General features: G+C 67.8%; 17 protein-coding genes. 10 read left to right on the top strand and 7 right to left on the bottom strand.

Annotated elements, in window-relative coordinates; genetic code table 11:
- The first annotated feature begins 103 nt into the window (after positions 1-103).
- The 3 genes from K9D12_RS10725 to K9D12_RS10735 all read left to right on the top strand — a co-directional run bounded on the left by K9D12_RS10725 (position 104) and on the right by K9D12_RS10735 (position 2,636).
- A complete protein-coding gene (locus tag K9D12_RS10725) occupies positions 104-913 on the top strand; it encodes an EamA family transporter (protein ID WP_239668509.1) in 810 nt (269 codons plus the stop codon).
- On the top strand, positions 910-1,563 hold the full coding sequence (locus K9D12_RS10730; protein WP_223060188.1) for an NAD(P)-dependent oxidoreductase: 654 nt from the start codon (positions 910-912) through the stop codon (positions 1,561-1,563). The genes K9D12_RS10725 and K9D12_RS10730 overlap by 4 nt, the downstream gene beginning before the upstream one ends.
- A gap of 86 nt (positions 1,564-1,649) precedes the next feature.
- Positions 1,650-2,636 (top strand): IS481 family transposase, encoded by a 987-nt coding sequence (locus K9D12_RS10735; RefSeq protein WP_223060189.1) that lies wholly within the window; start codon positions 1,650-1,652, stop codon positions 2,634-2,636.
- A gap of 27 nt (positions 2,637-2,663) precedes the next feature.
- Here the strand turns inward: K9D12_RS10735 and K9D12_RS10740 are convergent, their stop codons facing one another.
- On the bottom strand, positions 2,664-3,605 hold the full coding sequence (locus tag K9D12_RS10740; RefSeq protein WP_223060190.1) for a GlxA family transcriptional regulator: 942 nt from the start codon (positions 3,603-3,605) through the stop codon (positions 2,664-2,666).
- A 108-nt stretch (positions 3,606-3,713) separates the two neighbouring features.
- Between K9D12_RS10740 and K9D12_RS10745 the strand changes: the two genes are divergently transcribed.
- Both K9D12_RS10745 and K9D12_RS10750 read left to right on the top strand, forming a co-directional pair.
- Positions 3,714-4,025 (top strand): putative quinol monooxygenase, encoded by a 312-nt coding sequence (locus K9D12_RS10745; protein ID WP_223060191.1) that lies wholly within the window; start codon positions 3,714-3,716, stop codon positions 4,023-4,025.
- Positions 4,026-4,155: 130 nt separating this feature from the next.
- Complete coding sequence (locus K9D12_RS10750) at positions 4,156-4,566, top strand: heme-binding protein (protein WP_223060192.1); 411 nt, start codon at positions 4,156-4,158, stop codon at positions 4,564-4,566.
- Between the two features lie 211 nt (positions 4,567-4,777).
- On the opposite strand, the gene K9D12_RS10755 is transcribed toward K9D12_RS10750, so the two are convergent.
- A complete protein-coding gene (locus K9D12_RS10755) occupies positions 4,778-5,911 on the bottom strand; it encodes an L-dopachrome tautomerase-related protein (RefSeq protein WP_187036560.1) in 1,134 nt (377 codons plus the stop codon).
- Between the two features lie 144 nt (positions 5,912-6,055).
- Between K9D12_RS10755 and K9D12_RS10760 the strand changes: the two genes are divergently transcribed.
- The gene (locus tag K9D12_RS10760; RefSeq protein ID WP_223060193.1) at positions 6,056-6,622 is read left to right on the top strand and encodes a multicopper oxidase domain-containing protein; all 567 of its coding nucleotides are present in this window, start codon (positions 6,056-6,058) and stop codon (positions 6,620-6,622) included.
- A 190-nt stretch (positions 6,623-6,812) separates the two neighbouring features.
- Here the strand turns inward: K9D12_RS10760 and K9D12_RS10765 are convergent, their stop codons facing one another.
- Positions 6,813-8,168, bottom strand: coding sequence for an NAD(P)/FAD-dependent oxidoreductase (locus K9D12_RS10765; protein WP_370633495.1), 1,356 nt, complete (start codon positions 8,166-8,168; stop codon positions 6,813-6,815).
- Between the two features lie 184 nt (positions 8,169-8,352).
- Between K9D12_RS10765 and K9D12_RS10770 the strand changes: the two genes are divergently transcribed.
- From K9D12_RS10770 to K9D12_RS10780, 3 genes are read left to right on the top strand one after another with little or no spacing between them, the layout of a single operon-like run.
- Complete coding sequence (locus K9D12_RS10770; protein ID WP_223060195.1) at positions 8,353-9,858, top strand: NAD(P)/FAD-dependent oxidoreductase; 1,506 nt, start codon at positions 8,353-8,355, stop codon at positions 9,856-9,858.
- The gene (locus tag K9D12_RS10775) at positions 9,855-10,655 is read left to right on the top strand and encodes an SDR family oxidoreductase (protein WP_223060196.1); all 801 of its coding nucleotides are present in this window, start codon (positions 9,855-9,857) and stop codon (positions 10,653-10,655) included. Before K9D12_RS10770 ends, K9D12_RS10775 begins: the two co-directional genes overlap by 4 nt.
- Positions 10,656-10,702: 47 nt before the next feature.
- Positions 10,703-11,449: a DNA alkylation repair protein gene (locus K9D12_RS10780; protein WP_223060197.1), complete on the top strand. Its 747-nt coding sequence runs from the start codon at positions 10,703-10,705 to the stop codon at positions 11,447-11,449.
- Positions 11,450-11,458: 9 nt separating this feature from the next.
- Here the strand turns inward: K9D12_RS10780 and K9D12_RS10785 are convergent, their stop codons facing one another.
- Both K9D12_RS10785 and K9D12_RS10790 read right to left on the bottom strand, forming a co-directional pair.
- Positions 11,459-12,592, bottom strand: a complete 1,134-nt coding sequence (locus K9D12_RS10785) for a GNAT family N-acetyltransferase (protein ID WP_223060198.1) — start codon at positions 12,590-12,592, stop codon at positions 11,459-11,461.
- A gap of 8 nt (positions 12,593-12,600) precedes the next feature.
- Positions 12,601-13,917 carry a glutaminase gene (locus K9D12_RS10790; RefSeq protein WP_223060199.1) on the bottom strand — a complete coding sequence of 439 codons (1,317 nt, stop codon included), beginning with the start codon at positions 13,915-13,917 and terminating at the stop codon, positions 12,601-12,603.
- A 227-nt stretch (positions 13,918-14,144) separates the two neighbouring features.
- Between K9D12_RS10790 and K9D12_RS10795 the strand changes: the two genes are divergently transcribed.
- Complete coding sequence (locus K9D12_RS10795) at positions 14,145-14,816, top strand: methyltransferase domain-containing protein (protein ID WP_223060200.1); 672 nt, start codon at positions 14,145-14,147, stop codon at positions 14,814-14,816.
- Between the two features lie 21 nt (positions 14,817-14,837).
- On the opposite strand, the gene K9D12_RS10800 is transcribed toward K9D12_RS10795, so the two are convergent.
- Both K9D12_RS10800 and K9D12_RS10805 read right to left on the bottom strand, forming a co-directional pair.
- Complete coding sequence (locus tag K9D12_RS10800; protein WP_223060201.1) at positions 14,838-15,542, bottom strand: NUDIX domain-containing protein; 705 nt, start codon at positions 15,540-15,542, stop codon at positions 14,838-14,840.
- A 65-nt stretch (positions 15,543-15,607) separates the two neighbouring features.
- Positions 15,608-16,279 (bottom strand): exonuclease domain-containing protein, encoded by a 672-nt coding sequence (locus K9D12_RS10805; protein WP_223060202.1) that lies wholly within the window; start codon positions 16,277-16,279, stop codon positions 15,608-15,610.
- Between the last annotated feature and the right edge of the window lie 189 nt (positions 16,280-16,468).

Consider the following 16,468-nt stretch of genomic DNA (forward strand, 5'->3'; position numbering starts at 1 on the left):
TGACGATGGATCGGTGAACACTTCTTCCCATGGGGCCCGCAGTTCGTTGCTGTGGACCTGTCTGACGGCGCTGGCCCCCGCTACGTGGGGGACAACGTACATCGTGACCACCCACCTCCTCCCAGCCGGACACCCCTTGTTCGCCGCGTTCATGAGGACGCTGCCGGCAGGGATCATCGCGGTGGGCCTGTCGAGGCAGCTGCCGCGCGGCTCGTGGTGGTGGAAGAGCTTCGTGTTGGGCGGTCTGAACATGGCCGCGTTCTTCCCCCTGCTGTTCTTGTCGGCGCAGCGTCTTCCGGGCGGGGTCGCGGCCACGCTGGGTGCGGTGCAGCCCATCATCGTTGCCCTGCTGGCCGTGGCTGTCCTCCACGAGCAACTCTCCGGCTGGCGCCTGGGATGGGGTGTCGTGGGTGTCGTGGGGGTGGCTCTCGTGGTCCTTGGGCCGAGTGCCGCCCTGGACCCGGTGGGTGTGGCTGCAGGACTCGGTGGCGCAGGGGCCATGGCCACGGGCGTGGTCCTGACCAAGAAGTGGAAGCTCCCCCAAGGTGTCTCGCCCATCGCATTGGCCGGTTGGCAGCTGACGGCCGCCGGCCTTCTGCTGGCGATCCCGGCGCTGCTGGTGGAGGGGCCACCGGCAGTGATTTCCGGTCGTGGCTGGCTTGGGTACGCCTGGCTCGGCGTGGTCGGGGCACTGGTCTCTTACAGCCTCTGGTTCACCGGCATCCGACGCCTGCCCGTCACGTCCACAGCCCTCCTGGGACTTCTCTCGCCGTTGGTCGCCGCCCTGCTCGGCGCCCTGATCGCGCACGAACACCTCGGAGCCGAGCAGTACCTCGGCTTCGCGATCGCCCTGGCCGCCATGGTCTGTGGCCAGCTCCCCGCACCCACCCATCGTCGAAAGGACAATTCATGAACATCACGGTTCTCGGAGCCACCGGCATGGCCGGCGCAGCGATCGCGCAGGAGGCCACACGCCGCGGCCACCACGTCACTGCCGTATCGCGGAACCCACAGGAGACCAACGACCCGCATACCACCGTCACTCGTCTCGATCTGACAGACCTCGAGGCACCCCTGCAGCCCGTCCTGAACGTCGCAGACGCCGTCGTGCTCGCCGTGCGCATGGCCCCCGGCGACGAAAGCCGTGTGGCTCCGCTGACCAGCCGTGTCCTCGACCACGCCGCCGTCGCGGGGGTCCGGGTCCTGGTCGTGGGAGGAGCAGCGCCCTTGCGCTCACCTCACGATCGAGAGTTGCTCGTCCTGGACGACCCCGCCTTCGTGCCGACCCAGTGGCGTGACGTCGCGTCGGCCAGCCTCGACCAGTTCAACGCGTGTACCGAACATCCGAACCAGAACTGGATCTACCTGAGTCCGTCGGCAGTCTTCGAGCCCGGACAGGGAACCGGCGCCTATCGCCGTGGCGGTGACACGCTCCTCATCAACCACGATGGCACGTCGCGGATCACCCCTGCGGACCTGGCCCTAGCGGTGCTCGACGAGCTCGAGCAGCCCAGCGCCGTACATCACTTCACCGCCATCGAGCTGGCAAAGGGTCTGGCCTAGAGCCAGCGGTCCACAGAGGAATCCACGCTAACAACCGTGAGGGGGTCGAGCTATCGGCCCCCTCCGTCTATTCCAAGGGGACGCTCTTGCTCCACGCCAACGCAGCACTGACCCCGCGCCACCGCTTGATCGTCGGCCAGCTCGTGGTCGACCAGGGCTGGCCGATCAGCGAGGTCGCGGCCCGGTTCCAGGTTTCCTGGCCCACTGTGAAGCGCTGGGCCGACCGCTACCGCACCGGCCAGTCCATGCAGGACCGCTCCTCAAGGCCCCGCCGGTCACCGAACAAGACCAGCCAGGCCACGACGAAACGTTGCATCCAACTTCGCCTGCGCCTCCGCGAGGGCCCGGTCCAGCTCGCATGCCGGCTCGGCATCGCGCCATCGACGGCCCACCGGATCCTGGCCGACGTGCACCTGAACCGGCTGTCGCACGTCGATCGCGCCACCGGAGAGCCCGTCCGTCGCTACGAGCACGACCACCCCGGTGCGATGATCCACGTCGATGTGAAGAAGCTCGGCAACATCCCCGACGGCGGAGGCTGGCGCTACGTCGGTCGACAACAAGGCGACCGCAACCGCGCTACCACACCTGACAAGCCCAGGAACAAGTACCGGGACCCGTTGATGGGCAAGGCCTACGTCCACACCGTCATCGACGACCACTCCCGCGTCGCCTACGCCGAGATCCACGACGACGAAACCGCGATCACCGCCACCGCGGTCCTCGTTCGGGCCGTCGAGTGGTTCAACGCCCGCGGCGTCACCGTCGAACGGGTCCTGTCCGACAACGGCGGCGCCTACAGGTCGCACCTATGGCGCGACACTTGCGTCGAGCTCGGGATCAAGCACAAGCGCACTCGGCCGTATCGGCCGCAGACCAACGGGAAGATCGAACGCTTCCACCGGACCCTTGCTGATGGCTGGGCCTACGCCCGCTGCTACGCCTCCGAGGCCGAGCGTCGGGGCGAGCTGGAGGGCTGGCTGCACTACTACAACCACCACCGGCCCCACACGGCCTGCGGGAACCAGCCGCCGTTCTCACGATTGACCAACGTCTCCGGTCAGTACAACTAGGACACCGGCTACAGGCATGCCGATAGGTCAGGAACGGCGTCGCTCCCTGCGCAGGAGGGAGCGCAGAGTCTCGGCGTTCGCGTAGCCGACCCGTAGCGCGATCTCGGCGGAGGTGAGATCCGTGGTTGCTGAGAGGTGCCGAGCTCGTTCGGTGCGAAGCCGTTGGACGAACCCGAGCGGAGTGAGGTTAAGCGCCGCACGGACTCGTCGTTCGAGGGTGCGCCGGCTGGTGCCGAGCGACTGCGCGACGAAGGCGACGTTGAACGGTTCGTCCAGGCGGGCGCGCACGAAGCGTTCGAACTCGACGACGATCGGGTCCTCGTGCCGGAGATGTTCGTAGGCGACGAAGGCCGCCTGCGACGGACGCTCGTCGATGATGAGGAGCTTGGCGACATGTTGGGCCAGGTCGGGACTGATCGATCGCACGAGTGAGAGCGCGAGGTCGATGTGGGCGAACGCGGCGCCGGCGGTGACGAGGTTCCCGTCGACCACGACCATGGTGTCGAGATCGAGGGCGACGGTCGGATAGCGCTTCAGGAACTCCGGTCCCAGGAACCAGCTGGTCGTCGCCCGCCGATGATGCATCCGTCCGGTCTCGGCGACAGCGAACACGCCGGTGCACGCCGCGGCGATCCGGGTGGTCGCCTCGTCGAGGCGCCCGAGCGAGGCGATGACCGAACGAGCATCTCGGCTCTGGAGGGCGTCGTGGGTAGCGGCGGCCGTGAGGGTTCCAAGCGCAGGGACGACGACCACGTCGAACTCTGCGGACTCCGACAGCGGGTGGTCCACCGACAGGGTCATCGATGTTGTCGCGGTCACTCGCCGTTTCGGTCCGAGGATGGCGAGTTCGATCGGGTCGATCCGCGGGTCGACATCGCTGCGGGCTCCGTCGGCCACCCGCACGATGTCGATGATCGACGCGACAGCCGAACCGAAGCAGCCGTCGATCGCGATCAGTCCGATACGCATGGCGTGAACAATAGCAATACTGTCGTATACGCCACTTCTCACATGCCCTTGCTCGTCATACGCTGAAGTCGCTTCACCAAGAAGCCCCGACACCTAGGAGAACCCCTCATGTCCACACCCGCATCACTTCCGTATGCCTTCGTCGCCAAGATCGTCGCGGCCGATGGACAGCACGACGCGCTCGCCGATCTGCTCGCCGGCGCTGTCGCCCTCGCCAACGAAGAAGTAGGAACGATTGTCTGGTTCGCGGTCAGGACCCACGCCGACACTTTCTGGATCTTCGATGCATTCCCCGACGAGGCCGCTCGCGACGCCCACGCCAACGGCTCCATCGTCGCAGCCCTGACGGACAATCAGCACCTCCTCGGCGCAGCACCCGAGATCATGGCGGCCGACGTCCTCGCGTCCAAGCTCCCGTAGTCCGCCAACGCACGTCCGCAACGCGAACACAACACGAGCGCTGTCGGTCACAAACTCAACAGGCAAACCAACGGGCGGCTCTGGAGTGGCTCAAGCTGCAAAGCGCACGCCGCATTCGAAGGAGCAATTGATGCTATCTATTCCTACATTGACGTTGGACGACGCCAAACGAGTCATCGCGGCAGCAGAAGCTGAATCCAGCACGCAGGGTCAGCCCAGTAACATCGCCGTCGTCGATGTCGGCGGCAATCTCGTCGCTCACGTACGGATGGACGGAGCGTGGCTGGGCAGCATCGACATCTCGATCAACAAAGCCTTCACGGCCCGCGCGTTCGACACAGCCACCAAAGACCTCGGCGACCTCGCCCAACCCGGTGAGCAGTTCTACGGCATCCACGCCTCCAACGACGGTCGGGTGATGATCTTCGCCGGTGGCATCCCGCTCGAGCGCGACGGCCAGGTCGTCGGCGCCGTCGGCGTCAGCGGAGGAACCGGTGACCAAGATCAGGCCGTCGCCGAAGCCGCCGCCAGCGCCTTCTGAGACCGACCCGCACCGAACCCGGCCCCCGGCCGGCAGCCCACCCACCGAAGGAGTCGCACCATGCGTGCTCTCGTGTACCACGGTTGTGAAGCGCCCCAGGTTTGATAGCTCTTCACGAATGAGGGTGTAGCGCGGAGACGCGTGCAAGCAGCCGGTCACGGCGCTGACCGGCCAGCGCGAAGGGCCGTCCTGCGACTGCTGCTGACCCGCCTCAGCGCAGCAGCACCGGCCCGGCGTCGATGGCGAAGCGGAACAGGTGGTACGGGTAGACGCGCAGATCCTGGCCATCCTGATACTTCGCCTGGCGGTGCAGCTGATTCGCGGTGACGTACAGGTGCCCGTCGCGGGCCACCGACATGGTGTCGGGCCAGAGCAGCCGCTCGTCGTGCACAAGGGTCTGCATCTCACCGTCGGGCAGCCGTCGGAGGACGGCATTGTGCTCCCAGTTCGTCGCGTACAGCCGGCCCTGGTCGTCGCTCTCGAGGCCGTCGGCACCGCCGCCCTTGTCACCGTGATCGACGACCGTCGCCGCCACGTCCTCATCCGAGAGCGCGCGGTCACGCAGGGCCGCGGTATCGACGCTGTACCACCGACGCGAAATGAGCGGGCAGTACCAGAGCCGTTCGCCGTCGTGGGAGATGGCGATGCCGTCCGCGCCCATCTTCACCGGCTGAGGCGCCTCGCCCGCGCTGCGCTCGGCGAACACCCGTCCCTCGGCGACCGGCACCATCTCCCCGGGCGGCAGGGCCTTGGTGGTCGGATGGTCGTGGAGGCGCCGCCAGGCCGCGCCTGACGCAAGATCGACGACGATGATCCCGTTCGGACCCTGGTCGGAGGAGTCGGTGATGTACGCGAAGCCCGCCTCCCCCTGCCGCAGATCGAACCGCACGTCGTTGAGGTAGGTGGTCGGCAGGGCGACATCCGGCTCGAAGAGGATGGTCTGCGTGATCTCGTCGGTGGTGAGGTCGATGCAGACGAGCTTAGGCCCGCCGCGCTGCGTCTCCTCGAACAGCGGGCTGCCGGTGTCGAGCACCCACAGACGATCGGCGGGGTCGATCACGATGCTCTGCACCGACACGAAGGCATCCGGGTCGGCCTTGCTCTTCGCCTGGTTCGCCTCCGCGCTCGGGTACGGCTTCACGGCGCCGTCGACGAGTTCGACGACGGTGGCGGGCACCTCGTCGCCCCACTTGGGGAAGTTCACGAAGATGCGCCCGGTGTGCGAGACGCTCACGCCGGTCGGCATGGGGCCGTCGGTGAAGGTGTGCACCACCTCGAGCTCACCGCGCGGGGTGTCGGAGACGTCGATGGCCTGGTCGTCGCGGCCGAGAAACGGGTTCGTCATGTGTTCGAGGCTAGCGGATGGCCCGCGCGCCGCCCAGGTGGTTGCGCGCGGCGCTCGCACCGATCGGACGGTGTGCTCGAGGTCGACGGGGGCCGCCTCGTCGACCACCACGAGCATGCCTGGATAGGAGTCATTCCCCCGCGGGTGCGTGGAGCTGCTCACCCGGAGATGTGGGAGTTGAAGGAAGTCGAGGGCGACGTGCCCGCAGACACGCCCGACGTCATCCGCATTGCCACACAGGACGGCGGTGTCACGACGCTACGCCCCGTGGCCAAGCTGTTCGACGACACGGTGACGCTACGTTTCGGCGAAGGTGACTGGGCGGTGTGGAACATCGTGCACCTGGGTGGCCCCGAACACCCCATGGACATCCACATGACCGACTTCCAGATGCTGACGCGTCGGCAGTGGCCCCTGACGAACGGCAACGTCCCCGGTTTCGACATGACGCTGGGCGCGACTCCGACACCCCTGCCCGTGCCGTCAGCCGGCCGTCCGATCGATGCCATCACGGCCGGCCGCAAGGACACGTGGGTCGTCAAGCCCGGAGAGTGGGTGAGCATTCTCGGCGAGTTGGCCGGTGCAACGGGCAGTTTCATGTATCAATGCCACATTCTCGATCACGAGGACCACACCATGATGCGGCCGTTCGTCGTGCTGCCGAAGCCGTTGCTGGCCTTCCACGCCGGCCACGGGGGCGGTCACCACTGACGTCTGCGACACAAGGGTGTGCGCCGACGTGATCGCGAGATTGCGCCCGGCGCACACCGTCGCGGCCCGGCCCGGTGGCGCACGCACACCTCGCCTGCCTGACCGCCGAGTCTTCAAGGGCGAGCACTGAACGCCCGTCGTGCGGCGCATCGCGGACGTGACGGCGCGGGCCGGCGCTTGCGAGAGGACGTCAGTCGAGCGGCTTCAGCTCGCCGAGCACCTCGTTGAAGCCCTCTGTGCTCGAGGGGTGCGTCCAGATGCCGTCGCGCAGGTCCGAGACCTTCGCGCCCAGGCGCATCGCGAGCGCCACGAAGTTGATGAGCTCCTGCGAGTCGATGCTGAACACCGTCGCGCCGAGGATCCCCTCGGTGTCGGCGTCGACGAAGATCTTGAACAGGCCACGCGTGTCGCCGACGATCTTCGGGCGCGGCATCGCCGCGATCTTCTCCACCGGCTTCGACGCCACGAGAACCTTGCGGCCGCTCTCGCGCACCTGCTTCTCGTTCATGCCCACCATCGACAGCGGGGGCGTGATGAACGTCGAGTTCGGCACCGCGACGCGGTCGCTGCGACGACGCTTGCCGTCACCGACGATGGCGTCCCACACGATGCGGTTGTCGTCAAGCGAGATGTACGTGAACTGCGGGCCGCCGTTGACGTCACCCACCGCGTAGACACCCTCGACGGACGTCTGGAGCTGGTCGTCGACCTCGATGAAGCCGCGCTCGTTCGTCGTGATGCCGACCGCGTCGAGGCCGAGTTCCTTCGTCGCAGGCGCGCGGCCCGCGGCGACGAGCACGGCGTCCGCCTCGAACTCACCGGCGCTCGAACGCGCGACGACGGCGTCAGCGGTCTCGGAGAACTCCTCCACCTTCACGCCCGACTCGACGCGGATGCCCTCGGCCTTGAGCGCGTCGAGGACGGCCTCGGCGACGTCACGGTCGACGGCGGGCAGGAACGTGTCGCCGCCGTCGAGAACCGTCACCTCCGAGCCGAAGTGGGCGAACATGTTCGCGAACTCCAGACCCACGAAGCCTCCGCCGATGACGACGAGACGCTTCGGGAAGGGCTCGACGTGCTGGATGGTCGTCGAGTCATAGATGCGGTCGCCGTCAGCCCCTGGGATGGGCAGGCGGGCCGGCGTGGCACCCGTGCCGACGATGATCTTCGACGCTGTTACGTTGACCTCGCCGTCGGCGGTGTCGATGCTCACCTCGTGCGGCCTGACGAAGCGCGCCGTGCCGTCGATGAGCGTCACGTTCGGCTTCTCGAGCATCTTGTGATTGGCCGCGTTGAGCTTGCTGATCAGCGCGTCACGCCCCGCGACGGACTGCGCGAAGTACTCGGCCGGGTCGTCGCTCTCGCGGCGCTGCTCGGCCGAGACGACGAGGTCCTTCGTCGGAACACACGCGATGTTGATGCAGGTGCCGCCGTACATCTTGGGGGAGCGCTCCACGAGCGCCACCGAGTGCCCGGCCGCCGCGTACCGCCCGGCGAGCGTCTTGCCCGCCTTGCCCCAACCTATGACCAGAAGGTCGACGTCCACCGAGTGCTCCTTCACCTTGCGCGCTGATGTTCTGCCGTCATTGGCCGGAACGAGCCATCGACGTCGGATATTTCGCGTCGTGCACCGGTTCGGGACGAACGTCCGTGAGTTCGCTCAAACTCCACCGACGAGTCCGAACCGGTCGGTAGCGTGGCGTGGGTCACGTCGGACGGAAGGAAACGCCATGACCAACGAAACCACCCCCGAGGTGCTCGACGTCGTCGTCATCGGCGCTGGCCTCTCCGGAATCGGCGCGGGTTACCGCCTCAGTGAGCGCATGCCCGACCTCAAGTACGCGATCCTCGAACGTCGCCCCTCGCTCGGCGGCACCTGGGATCTGTTCCGTTACCCCGGCATCCGTTCCGACTCCGACATGTACACGCTCGCCTACCCCTTCGAACCGTGGCAGCACGAGCGCGCCATCGCTGCGGGCAGCGACATCCTCGGCTACATCAAGCACACCGCGACGAAGTACGGCATCGACGAGCACATCCGCTACGAGCACGAGGTCGTGCGCGCCGACTGGTCGAGCGAGGACGCCCTGTGGACGCTCACCGTCCGCACCGCCGACGGCGAGCAGGAGGTGCGTACCCGCTTCGTCTACGCCTGCAGCGGCTACTACTCCTACGACGAGCCGTACAAGGCCGACATCCCGGGTATCGACGACTTCGGTGGCACGGTCATCCACCCCCAGTTCTGGCCGGCCGATCTCGACGTCACGGGCAAGCGCATCACCGTCATCGGCTCGGGTGCCACCGCCATCACCCTTGTGCCGGCGCTCGCAGACGCCGGCGCCGACGTGACGATGCTGCAACGCACCCCGAGCTTCGTGCTCGGCCAGCCCGGCCGCGACCCTCTCAACCGCCTCCTGCGCGGACGAGTGAGCGACGAGCGTCGTCACGCGATCCTGCGCAACAAGAACGTCTTCCTCCAGTGGGGCTCCTACCAGTTCGCCCGTCGCGCCCCGAAACTCACCACCCGAGCACTGCGTGCCGGTGTGCGTATGAGCGCCGGCACGAGTCACGTGGACAACTTCACCGCGCCGTACAACCCGTGGGATCAGCGCCTGTGCCTCGTGCCCGACGCCGACCTGTTCAAGGTGATCAAGAAGGACGGCGCCCACGTCGTCACCGACACCATCGAGCGCGTCGAGGCCGGTGGCATCCGCACCACGTCGGGCACGTTCATCGACGCCGACATCATCGTGACGGCCACCGGCCTCTCCCTCGAGATGCTCGGCGGCGCCGAGGTGTTCGTCGACGGCGACAAGGTCGACCTCTCCGAGCGCCTCGCCTACCGCGGCTGCATGCTCGAAGGTGTTCCGAACGTCGGCATGTGCGTGGGCTACATCAACGCGTCGTGGGGGCTGCGCAGCGATCTGTCCAACCGCTTCATCGCGCGCGTTGTCGAGCACATGCGCACCACCGGATCGGACATCGCGACGCCCACGGCGCCCCCCGGCCTCGAGCGAGCACCTCTGCTCGAGATGGAATCCGGCTACCTGCAGCGCGGCGCCGCCCTCATGCCGCGCAAGGCGAAGACGCCGCCGTGGACGATGCGCCAGGACTACCTCGCCGAAGCCCGCGAGATGAAGAACCCGCCCGTCACGACGGACATGCGGTACTCGCGCCGTGGTGAGCCGGTGGCAGCGACGCCGACCTCCGACGGCGCCGAGGCCAGTGCGCGATGAAGCTGGGACGCTCGTCGTCTGGGCCGAAGACGATGCTCGTCACCGGCGCGGGCGCCGGCATCGGCCGGTCGATCACCCGCCGGTTCGCCACGGCCGCATGGCGAGTGGCCGCCTGTGACATCGACCTCGCCGCCGTCGAGGCGCTCGCGAGCGAACTCGGTGCGAACGTCGTCGTCTACGAACTCGACGTCGTCGACCCCGCAGGCTGGCAGCGCGTGCTCGGTGAGTTCTGCGGCGACGGCGGGCTCGACCTGCTCGTCAACAACGCCGGCATCGTATCGCCGGGTTACTTCGTCGACGTGCCGCTCGGTGCGCACATGGCTGCGGTCGACGTCAACCTCAAGGGCGTGATGACGGGCTGCCACACGGCGTATCCGTATCTGCGCCGCGGCAATTCGCCCCAGGTCGTCAACCTCGCGTCGGCGTCGGCGCTCTACGGTCAGGCCGAGCTCGCCGGGTACTCCGCGACGAAGTTCGGTGTGCGCGGGTTGAGTGAAGCGCTCGACCTCGAGTGGTCACGTGACGGCATCCGCGTCCAGGCCATCTGGCCGCTGTTCGTCGCGACCGCGATGACCGAGAACATGGACATCGGCACCGTGAACCGCATGGGCGTGCGGCTCGGACCGGACGACGTCGCGGCGGCTGTGTGGAAGGCCGTCAATCGCCCGCGGATGTTCGACGCCGTCCGCTCGATCCACCGGCCGGTCGGTGCGAACACGACGGTGTCGATGCTCGCGACGGCCGTCAGCCCGTCGTGGATCCAGCGTCACATCAACGGGTACCTGGCGCGGCGCTGACGTCTTGGTGCGCGAGGGCGCGGCGTGTACCTGAGTAGCCTGCGCTCATGAGCGCACCCATGACCGCCCTGGCGGACGAACTCGTCGAGCGGCTGCGCAGCCTCGGCGACTCCGATGACGCGGTGGCGAAAGCTCGCTATCTGCAGGCGTTTCCGGGCGGGTACGCCGAGGGTGACGAGTTCGTCGGTGTGCGGGTGCCGCAGGTCCGGGCGCTCGCCAGGGACGTGCGACGCAGCGTCGAATTGGACGACCTCGACGCGCTGCTTCAGCACTCGATCCACGAGGCTCGACTGCTCGGCGCTGTCCTTGTCGTGGAGCTCTACAAACCGGCCAAGACTCCGCCAGAAAAACGTGACAAGGTCATTGAGCTGGTGCTCGCGCGGATCGAGAACCTCGACAACTGGGACCTTGTCGACACCGTCGCCCCGCACACGCTCGGGCGGTGGCTGCTCGACAAGGCGGAGGCCGAGCAGGATCGGGTGCTCGACGATCTCGCCGCGTCACCGTCGCTGTGGCGCAGGCGATTCGCGATGGTGACGACGCTCGGCATGATCCGTGCGGGGGAGTTGCGCCAGACCTTCAGGCTCGCCGAGCTTCTCGTCGACGACGAGCACGACCTCATGCACAAGGCGGTGGGGTGGATGCTGCGCGAGGCGGGCTTGCGCGACCGGGAGATGCTCGACGCGTTCCTCGAGCGTCACGCCGCGACGATGCCCCGCACGGCCCTGCGCTCCGCGCTCGAGAAGCACGACGCCGCGTCACGCCAAGACTTCATGGCGCGACGCAGCACGTGACGCTGTCGGTCAGCGGGCCGAAGAGGGTTCATCGCGCGGCAGCAGGCTCTGGGGGTCGTAGCCGAGACGCTCGAGGTAGCGCTGGGCGCCCCGTGAGCTGAGCATGCTCCACGTTCCTGCGACAACGGCGAACACCGCCAAGGCCGCGAGCACGAACACCGTGGCGTTGCTTCCGTCCGCGAAGTGCACGGCCGCAAGGATGAGCAGGACGACGAGGGAGACGCCGAGCGCCCACACGCTCGTCTTGTACTGCAGGGCGAGGCGTCGCGCCTCGGTAAGTTCGACGTACTGGAGCACTGGGTCGGCGCTCGGGTTGGCGGTGCGCACGGCCCGGCGGACGGTGCGACGGCGACGGAAGTCGAGCCCGAGCACGAGCGGGACGAGGCCGTCACGATGCCCACCGAGGATCGGTCGACGTTGGCTCATCGCCATGAAGAAATTGAGGGCACCGATGAGGCAGGCGACGACGAAGAACGTCAGGTCGAAGGTCTGCGTGAGCACAAGGACGGCGGCGAAACCGGGCAGCACCGCGGCATTGAGCACCTGACGAAGCCAATAGCGACGTCGGGCGGCAGGACTCAGGTCGTCGATCTGCGCGGCGATCGACCCCTCGGGCGCGATGTGTTCCACGTGAAACCTTCCCTTGATCGCGTCCACAGCAGTGGCGGTGGTCACGGTGCGCCAACCGCGCCGCGCGTACATCGCGGAAGCAGCGGCGTGAACGGGGAGGACATCGAGCACCGGGACGAGGCCACGATCGACGATGTCGGCCTCCGCGTGGGCCAGCAACGCACGTCCGACACCGAGGCTACGGGCCTCAATGCTGGTGAATAAGGTTGTGACAGAGCGCAATCGATCTACCTCGATCCCCAGCCCGTCCCGGAAGATCTCACCGAAGTCGTCCTCGCTCACGATGCCGACCGCGACGTGGCCGAGGAGGCGCGGGCCCTCGTGAGCGACCCACGCGTTCTCATCGCTGCTGCGTGCGACGAAGTCGACATCTGGCATGGGAAGCGGCCACCGGAACGGGTACCGGCTCGACGCTTGTTGCCTGGTGAGGATGTCGGCTAGCACCGGAAGGTCCGACGCTTCGCGGGCCCGCAGACCGAAGGTCAGCTCGCGGTCGCCGAGGTATTCGTCCATGCGCCGGTCTACCGAGCGCGAATCTGAGCGGCGACGTCGTCGAGGCCCTCCGCCATGCCGACGTGGACGCCGCGTCCGACGTTGTAGCCGTCGGTGTCGAGGCGCCCGCGCGTCAGCTCGGCGTTGTCGAAACCGGCGAACCACACTTCGTGGCCCTCGGAATCCAGGCGACGCACCGACTCCCAGAGCATGCGGATCGCCGGCTCGTCGAGTGCGTGAACGTCGACGAGGTCGAACACGACGATCTCCGGCTTGGGCGGCTCGTCGACGACGAGCCGGACGACGCGCTCGGCACCCGCGAAGCGGATGTCGCCCTGCAGGTCGTAGACGTGGGCTTCGACGCCGTCGAGGAGTTCGACGACCTCCGAGCGGCGCACGACCGATCGCGCAGGCGGCGGGACGTCCATGAGGTGCATGTCCATGTCCTCGCTGAGGCGCTCGAACACGTCGACGCCGCGCGCCGAGGTGCCGTGCGGGTCGAGCGGCGGCGAGAACGTCGCGAGCCCGACCTGCCCCGGCAGCGCGCCGAGGATGCCGCCGCCGACACCGCTCTTCGCCGGGATGCCGACGGCGGTGAGCCAGTCGCCTGCGGCGTCGTACATGCCGCACGAGAGCATCACCGACATGACGTGGCGGGCTGTGCGCTGGCTGACGACCTGCTCGCCCGTCACCGGGTGCAGACCGCCGTTGGCGAGCGTCGTCGCCATGATCGCGAGGTCGCGAGTCGTCACGACGACGGCGCACTGCTCGACGTAACCGCGCACGATGACGTCCGGATCCTCGGGCAGGATGTCGTAGCTGCGCAGCATGTGGCCGATGGCCATGTTGCGGTGTGCGGCGCTCCACTCGGATTCCGCCACCTCGGTGTCGATGCGCAGGGCGTGCCCGGCAAACGCCGAAAGTCCCTCCAGGACGCGCGCGACCCGGGTTTCCTTCGAGTCGTCTGGCTCGCAGATGAGGGAGTGCGCCGTGATGGCGCCTGCGTTGATCATCGGGTTCAACGGGCGCTTGCTGCCGGCCTCGAGCGAGAGCTCGTTGAACGCTTCACCGGAGGGCTCCACGCCGATGCGTTCCATGACCTCGGCGAGGCCGCGCTGCTCGATCGCCATGGCGTAGATGAACGGCTTGCTGATGGACTGGATCGTGAACTCGAACCTGTCGTCGCCGGCGGCGTAGATCTTGCCGTCGATCGTCGCGAACGCGATGGCGAAGGTGTCCGGGCTGACGCGCGCGAGCTCCGGGATGTAGTCGGCATTCTTGGCCGACGCATCCGGGGCGCAGGTGTCAAGCAGCTCGTTGAGGTAGTCGAGAATCGGCGATTTCATTGGTTTCAGCCTATGGGGTGGGCTGTTGCCTGCCGAATCGTTCGGGCCGCCCGGACTGTTGACGGTTGGCGCAGTTCGGCGTGGCTGACGCAGTTTGAGTCAGCTCGAACTGCGCCAGGCGCAGCGAACTGCGTCAGCTGTGCTCGGCCACACGCTCGCCTCCGCTAGGGGTTTCTAGGGATGACTGCAGATGTGGTCAGAGACGGCGATTGAGTGAGGATGGAGCTATGAACACCACGCACACTCACGGCGCCGACGACCAGAACTGGGACGAGATCTACGGCGAGGAGCAGGTCTGGAGCGGCAACGCGAACGTTGCGCTCGTCGCCGCGATGGAGGGCAAGCTTGCCGATCTTCCCGTCGGGCGCGCGCTCGACGTGGGCTGCGGCGAGGGCGGCGACGCCGTGTGGCTCGCCGAGCGCGGCTGGCGCGTGACGGCGCTCGACGTCGCCGAGGGCGCTCTCGCTCGTGGGCGTCACGCGGCGGAAGCCAGGGGAGAGAAGGTCGCCGGCAACATCGAGTGGGTTCACTCCGGCTTGCTCAAAGCGGGCCTCGCACCGGGTCTCTTCAACCTTGTGAGCGCTTTCTACCCCGCTCTTCGTAAGACCGAAGAAAAGGCGATAGAGCTCTCGCTTCCCGCGCTCGTGGCACCCGGAGGCGTGCTCCTCGTCGTCGCGCATGACGGGATCGACCGCGAGGCCGCTCTCGAACGCGGCTTCGATCCGGACGACTATGTCGCGCCCGACGACATCGTCGCTGCATTGCCGCACGGCTGGCAGGTCGAGCGTTACACGGCCGAGCGCCACGTGACGGAGGGCCGCGGCGCGCATCACCACGCGGACGTCGTCGTCATCGCGCGCCGCAGTGCGGAGTCCGGCGGGGTCGACGCGCAGGAGTGACGCCGATTCTGACGGCTGCGCTCAGCGATCCCCACGCACCGACGCGCGGGTGAGCGGCGGGTAGATGGTGCGGGCGCTGCCGGCGCGGTAGAGCTTCGCCGGACGTCCGCGCCCACTGCGGCTCTCGCCGGTGGCCTCGACGAAACCGTCGACGCTCAACACCTTGCGGTGGAAGTTGGCGGGCTCGAGGGCGCCGCCCCAGACGGCCTCGTAGACGCCGCGCAGCTCCGACATCGTGAACTCGCCGTCGAGGAATGCCGTTGCGAGGCGGGTGTATTCGAGCTTGGAGCGAGCGCGTTCGATGCCGTCGGCGAGGATCTCGGCGTGATCGAAGGCAAGCGGCATCTCGAGCGCCTCCTCGACCGGAACCCACTGCGCCTCGAGGGCGTCCGTTGCGGCGTGCACCTCGGGCAGGTGAGCGCCGAGTACCACCCACGCGACGCTGATGACGCGGTGCGGGCGGGGGTCGCGACTCGGGAGCGAGTACGTCTTGAGCTGCTCGAGGACGACCTCGCTGCGCTTGATGCCGACCTCTTCGCGGAGCTCCCGGTAGGCCGTTTCCTCGGCGGATTCGCCGCGCTTCATGAAGCCACCGGGCAGAGCCCACTTGCCGTGCTCGGTTGTGGCGGCCCGCCGGACGAGCACGACATGCAGCACACCCTGACGAAGGGTGAGGACGACCATGTCCGCGGCGACGTACGCGACTTCCCGCGAGGAATCCGGCATGCCCTAATTCTAGTCAGAGCGATAAATGAACACCCGCCCGGGAGGCCGGAGATTCCGCGCGGTGCTCAGCGGCGGCGAAGGGCGCGGGTGGTGGCGCGCTTGGCACGCCGGACGCGACGTTTCCACCGGTGGGCAACACCCGCGAGGCGCCACCATCGAGCGGCTGGCAGGCACTGTTCGAGCGGCAGCGGTGAACGCTGACGACCGGCCTCGTCGAGGCACTGGCGCAGCACGTCGACGAGGACGTGGACGTCGTCGGCCGCGCGGTGGGCCTGCGTCACGGGAATGCCCCAGTGTTCGGCGAGCGTGCCGAGGCGCAGATTGCGGCTCGGGATGCCGAGCTGACGCGCGAGCGTCACGGTGCACAGGCGTTCCTCGACCGGCAGTGACGTGTGGGCACGCGCGGCCTCGTGGGCGAGGAACGTCCAGTCGAACACCGCGTTGTGCGCGACGAGGATGCGCCCCTCGAGCAGGCCGCGCAGCGTGCCGGCCACCTCCGCGAAGGTGGGCGCGTCACGCAGGTCGTGATCGGTGAGGCCGTGGATGTGCACCGGCCCGGTGCCGCCTCGCGCCCGGACGAGGGTGCTCCACTCGCTCTCGACGAAGCCCGCAGGGCTGAGTTGCGTGACAGCCACCTCGATGACGCGGTGCTTCGTCGGGTCGAGGCCGCTCGTCTCGACGTCCACGACGGCGAAACCGCGCCGCAGGGACGGCGTGGGGGCGCTCGGCGCGGACATGACGGGCTCTTCTCACTGCTGGGGAGCAGGCCGCACGGCCTGCGACGCCGTCGTCGTGCGGCGTTGAAACCAGAGTAGGAGAGGGAGCCGACAACCCCGGAATCCCGTGGATCCGACGGTCGAATTCGCCGTCTGCGCTCTCCGAGGGTGCGAGGGTTTGATGACAGAGAAGCTGTCGAGGGGGGCTAT

Source organism: Dermacoccus sp. Tok2021 (genome assembly GCF_019895135.1).
In the GTDB taxonomy this organism is placed as follows: Bacteria; Actinomycetota; Actinomycetes; order Actinomycetales; family Dermatophilaceae; genus Dermacoccus; species Dermacoccus abyssi.

What these genes read in the sequence shown, in the direction of transcription:
- K9D12_RS10785 (WP_223060198.1), bottom strand. Translation starts at nt 12,592, where the DNA reads ATGGACGAATACCTCGGCGACCGCGAGCTGACCTTCGGTCTGCGGGCC.
- K9D12_RS10775 (WP_223060196.1), top strand. Translation starts at nt 9,855, where the DNA reads ATGAAGCTGGGACGCTCGTCGTCTGGGCCGAAGACGATGCTCGTCACC.
- K9D12_RS10800 (WP_223060201.1), bottom strand. Translation starts at nt 15,542, where the DNA reads ATGCCGGATTCCTCGCGGGAAGTCGCGTACGTCGCCGCGGACATGGTC.
- K9D12_RS10730 (WP_223060188.1), top strand. Translation starts at nt 910, where the DNA reads ATGAACATCACGGTTCTCGGAGCCACCGGCATGGCCGGCGCAGCGATC.
- K9D12_RS10770 (WP_223060195.1), top strand. Translation starts at nt 8,353, where the DNA reads ATGACCAACGAAACCACCCCCGAGGTGCTCGACGTCGTCGTCATCGGC.
- K9D12_RS10745 (WP_223060191.1), top strand. Translation starts at nt 3,714, where the DNA reads ATGTCCACACCCGCATCACTTCCGTATGCCTTCGTCGCCAAGATCGTC.
- K9D12_RS10740 (WP_223060190.1), bottom strand. Translation starts at nt 3,605, where the DNA reads ATGCGTATCGGACTGATCGCGATCGACGGCTGCTTCGGTTCGGCTGTC.
- K9D12_RS10790 (WP_223060199.1), bottom strand. Translation starts at nt 13,917, where the DNA reads ATGAAATCGCCGATTCTCGACTACCTCAACGAGCTGCTTGACACCTGC.
- K9D12_RS10750 (WP_223060192.1), top strand. Translation starts at nt 4,156, where the DNA reads ATGCTATCTATTCCTACATTGACGTTGGACGACGCCAAACGAGTCATC.
- K9D12_RS10805 (WP_223060202.1), bottom strand. Translation starts at nt 16,279, where the DNA reads ATGTCCGCGCCGAGCGCCCCCACGCCGTCCCTGCGGCGCGGTTTCGCC.
- K9D12_RS10755 (WP_187036560.1), bottom strand. Translation starts at nt 5,911, where the DNA reads ATGACGAACCCGTTTCTCGGCCGCGACGACCAGGCCATCGACGTCTCC.
- K9D12_RS10780 (WP_223060197.1), top strand. Translation starts at nt 10,703, where the DNA reads ATGAGCGCACCCATGACCGCCCTGGCGGACGAACTCGTCGAGCGGCTG.
- K9D12_RS10795 (WP_223060200.1), top strand. Translation starts at nt 14,145, where the DNA reads ATGAACACCACGCACACTCACGGCGCCGACGACCAGAACTGGGACGAG.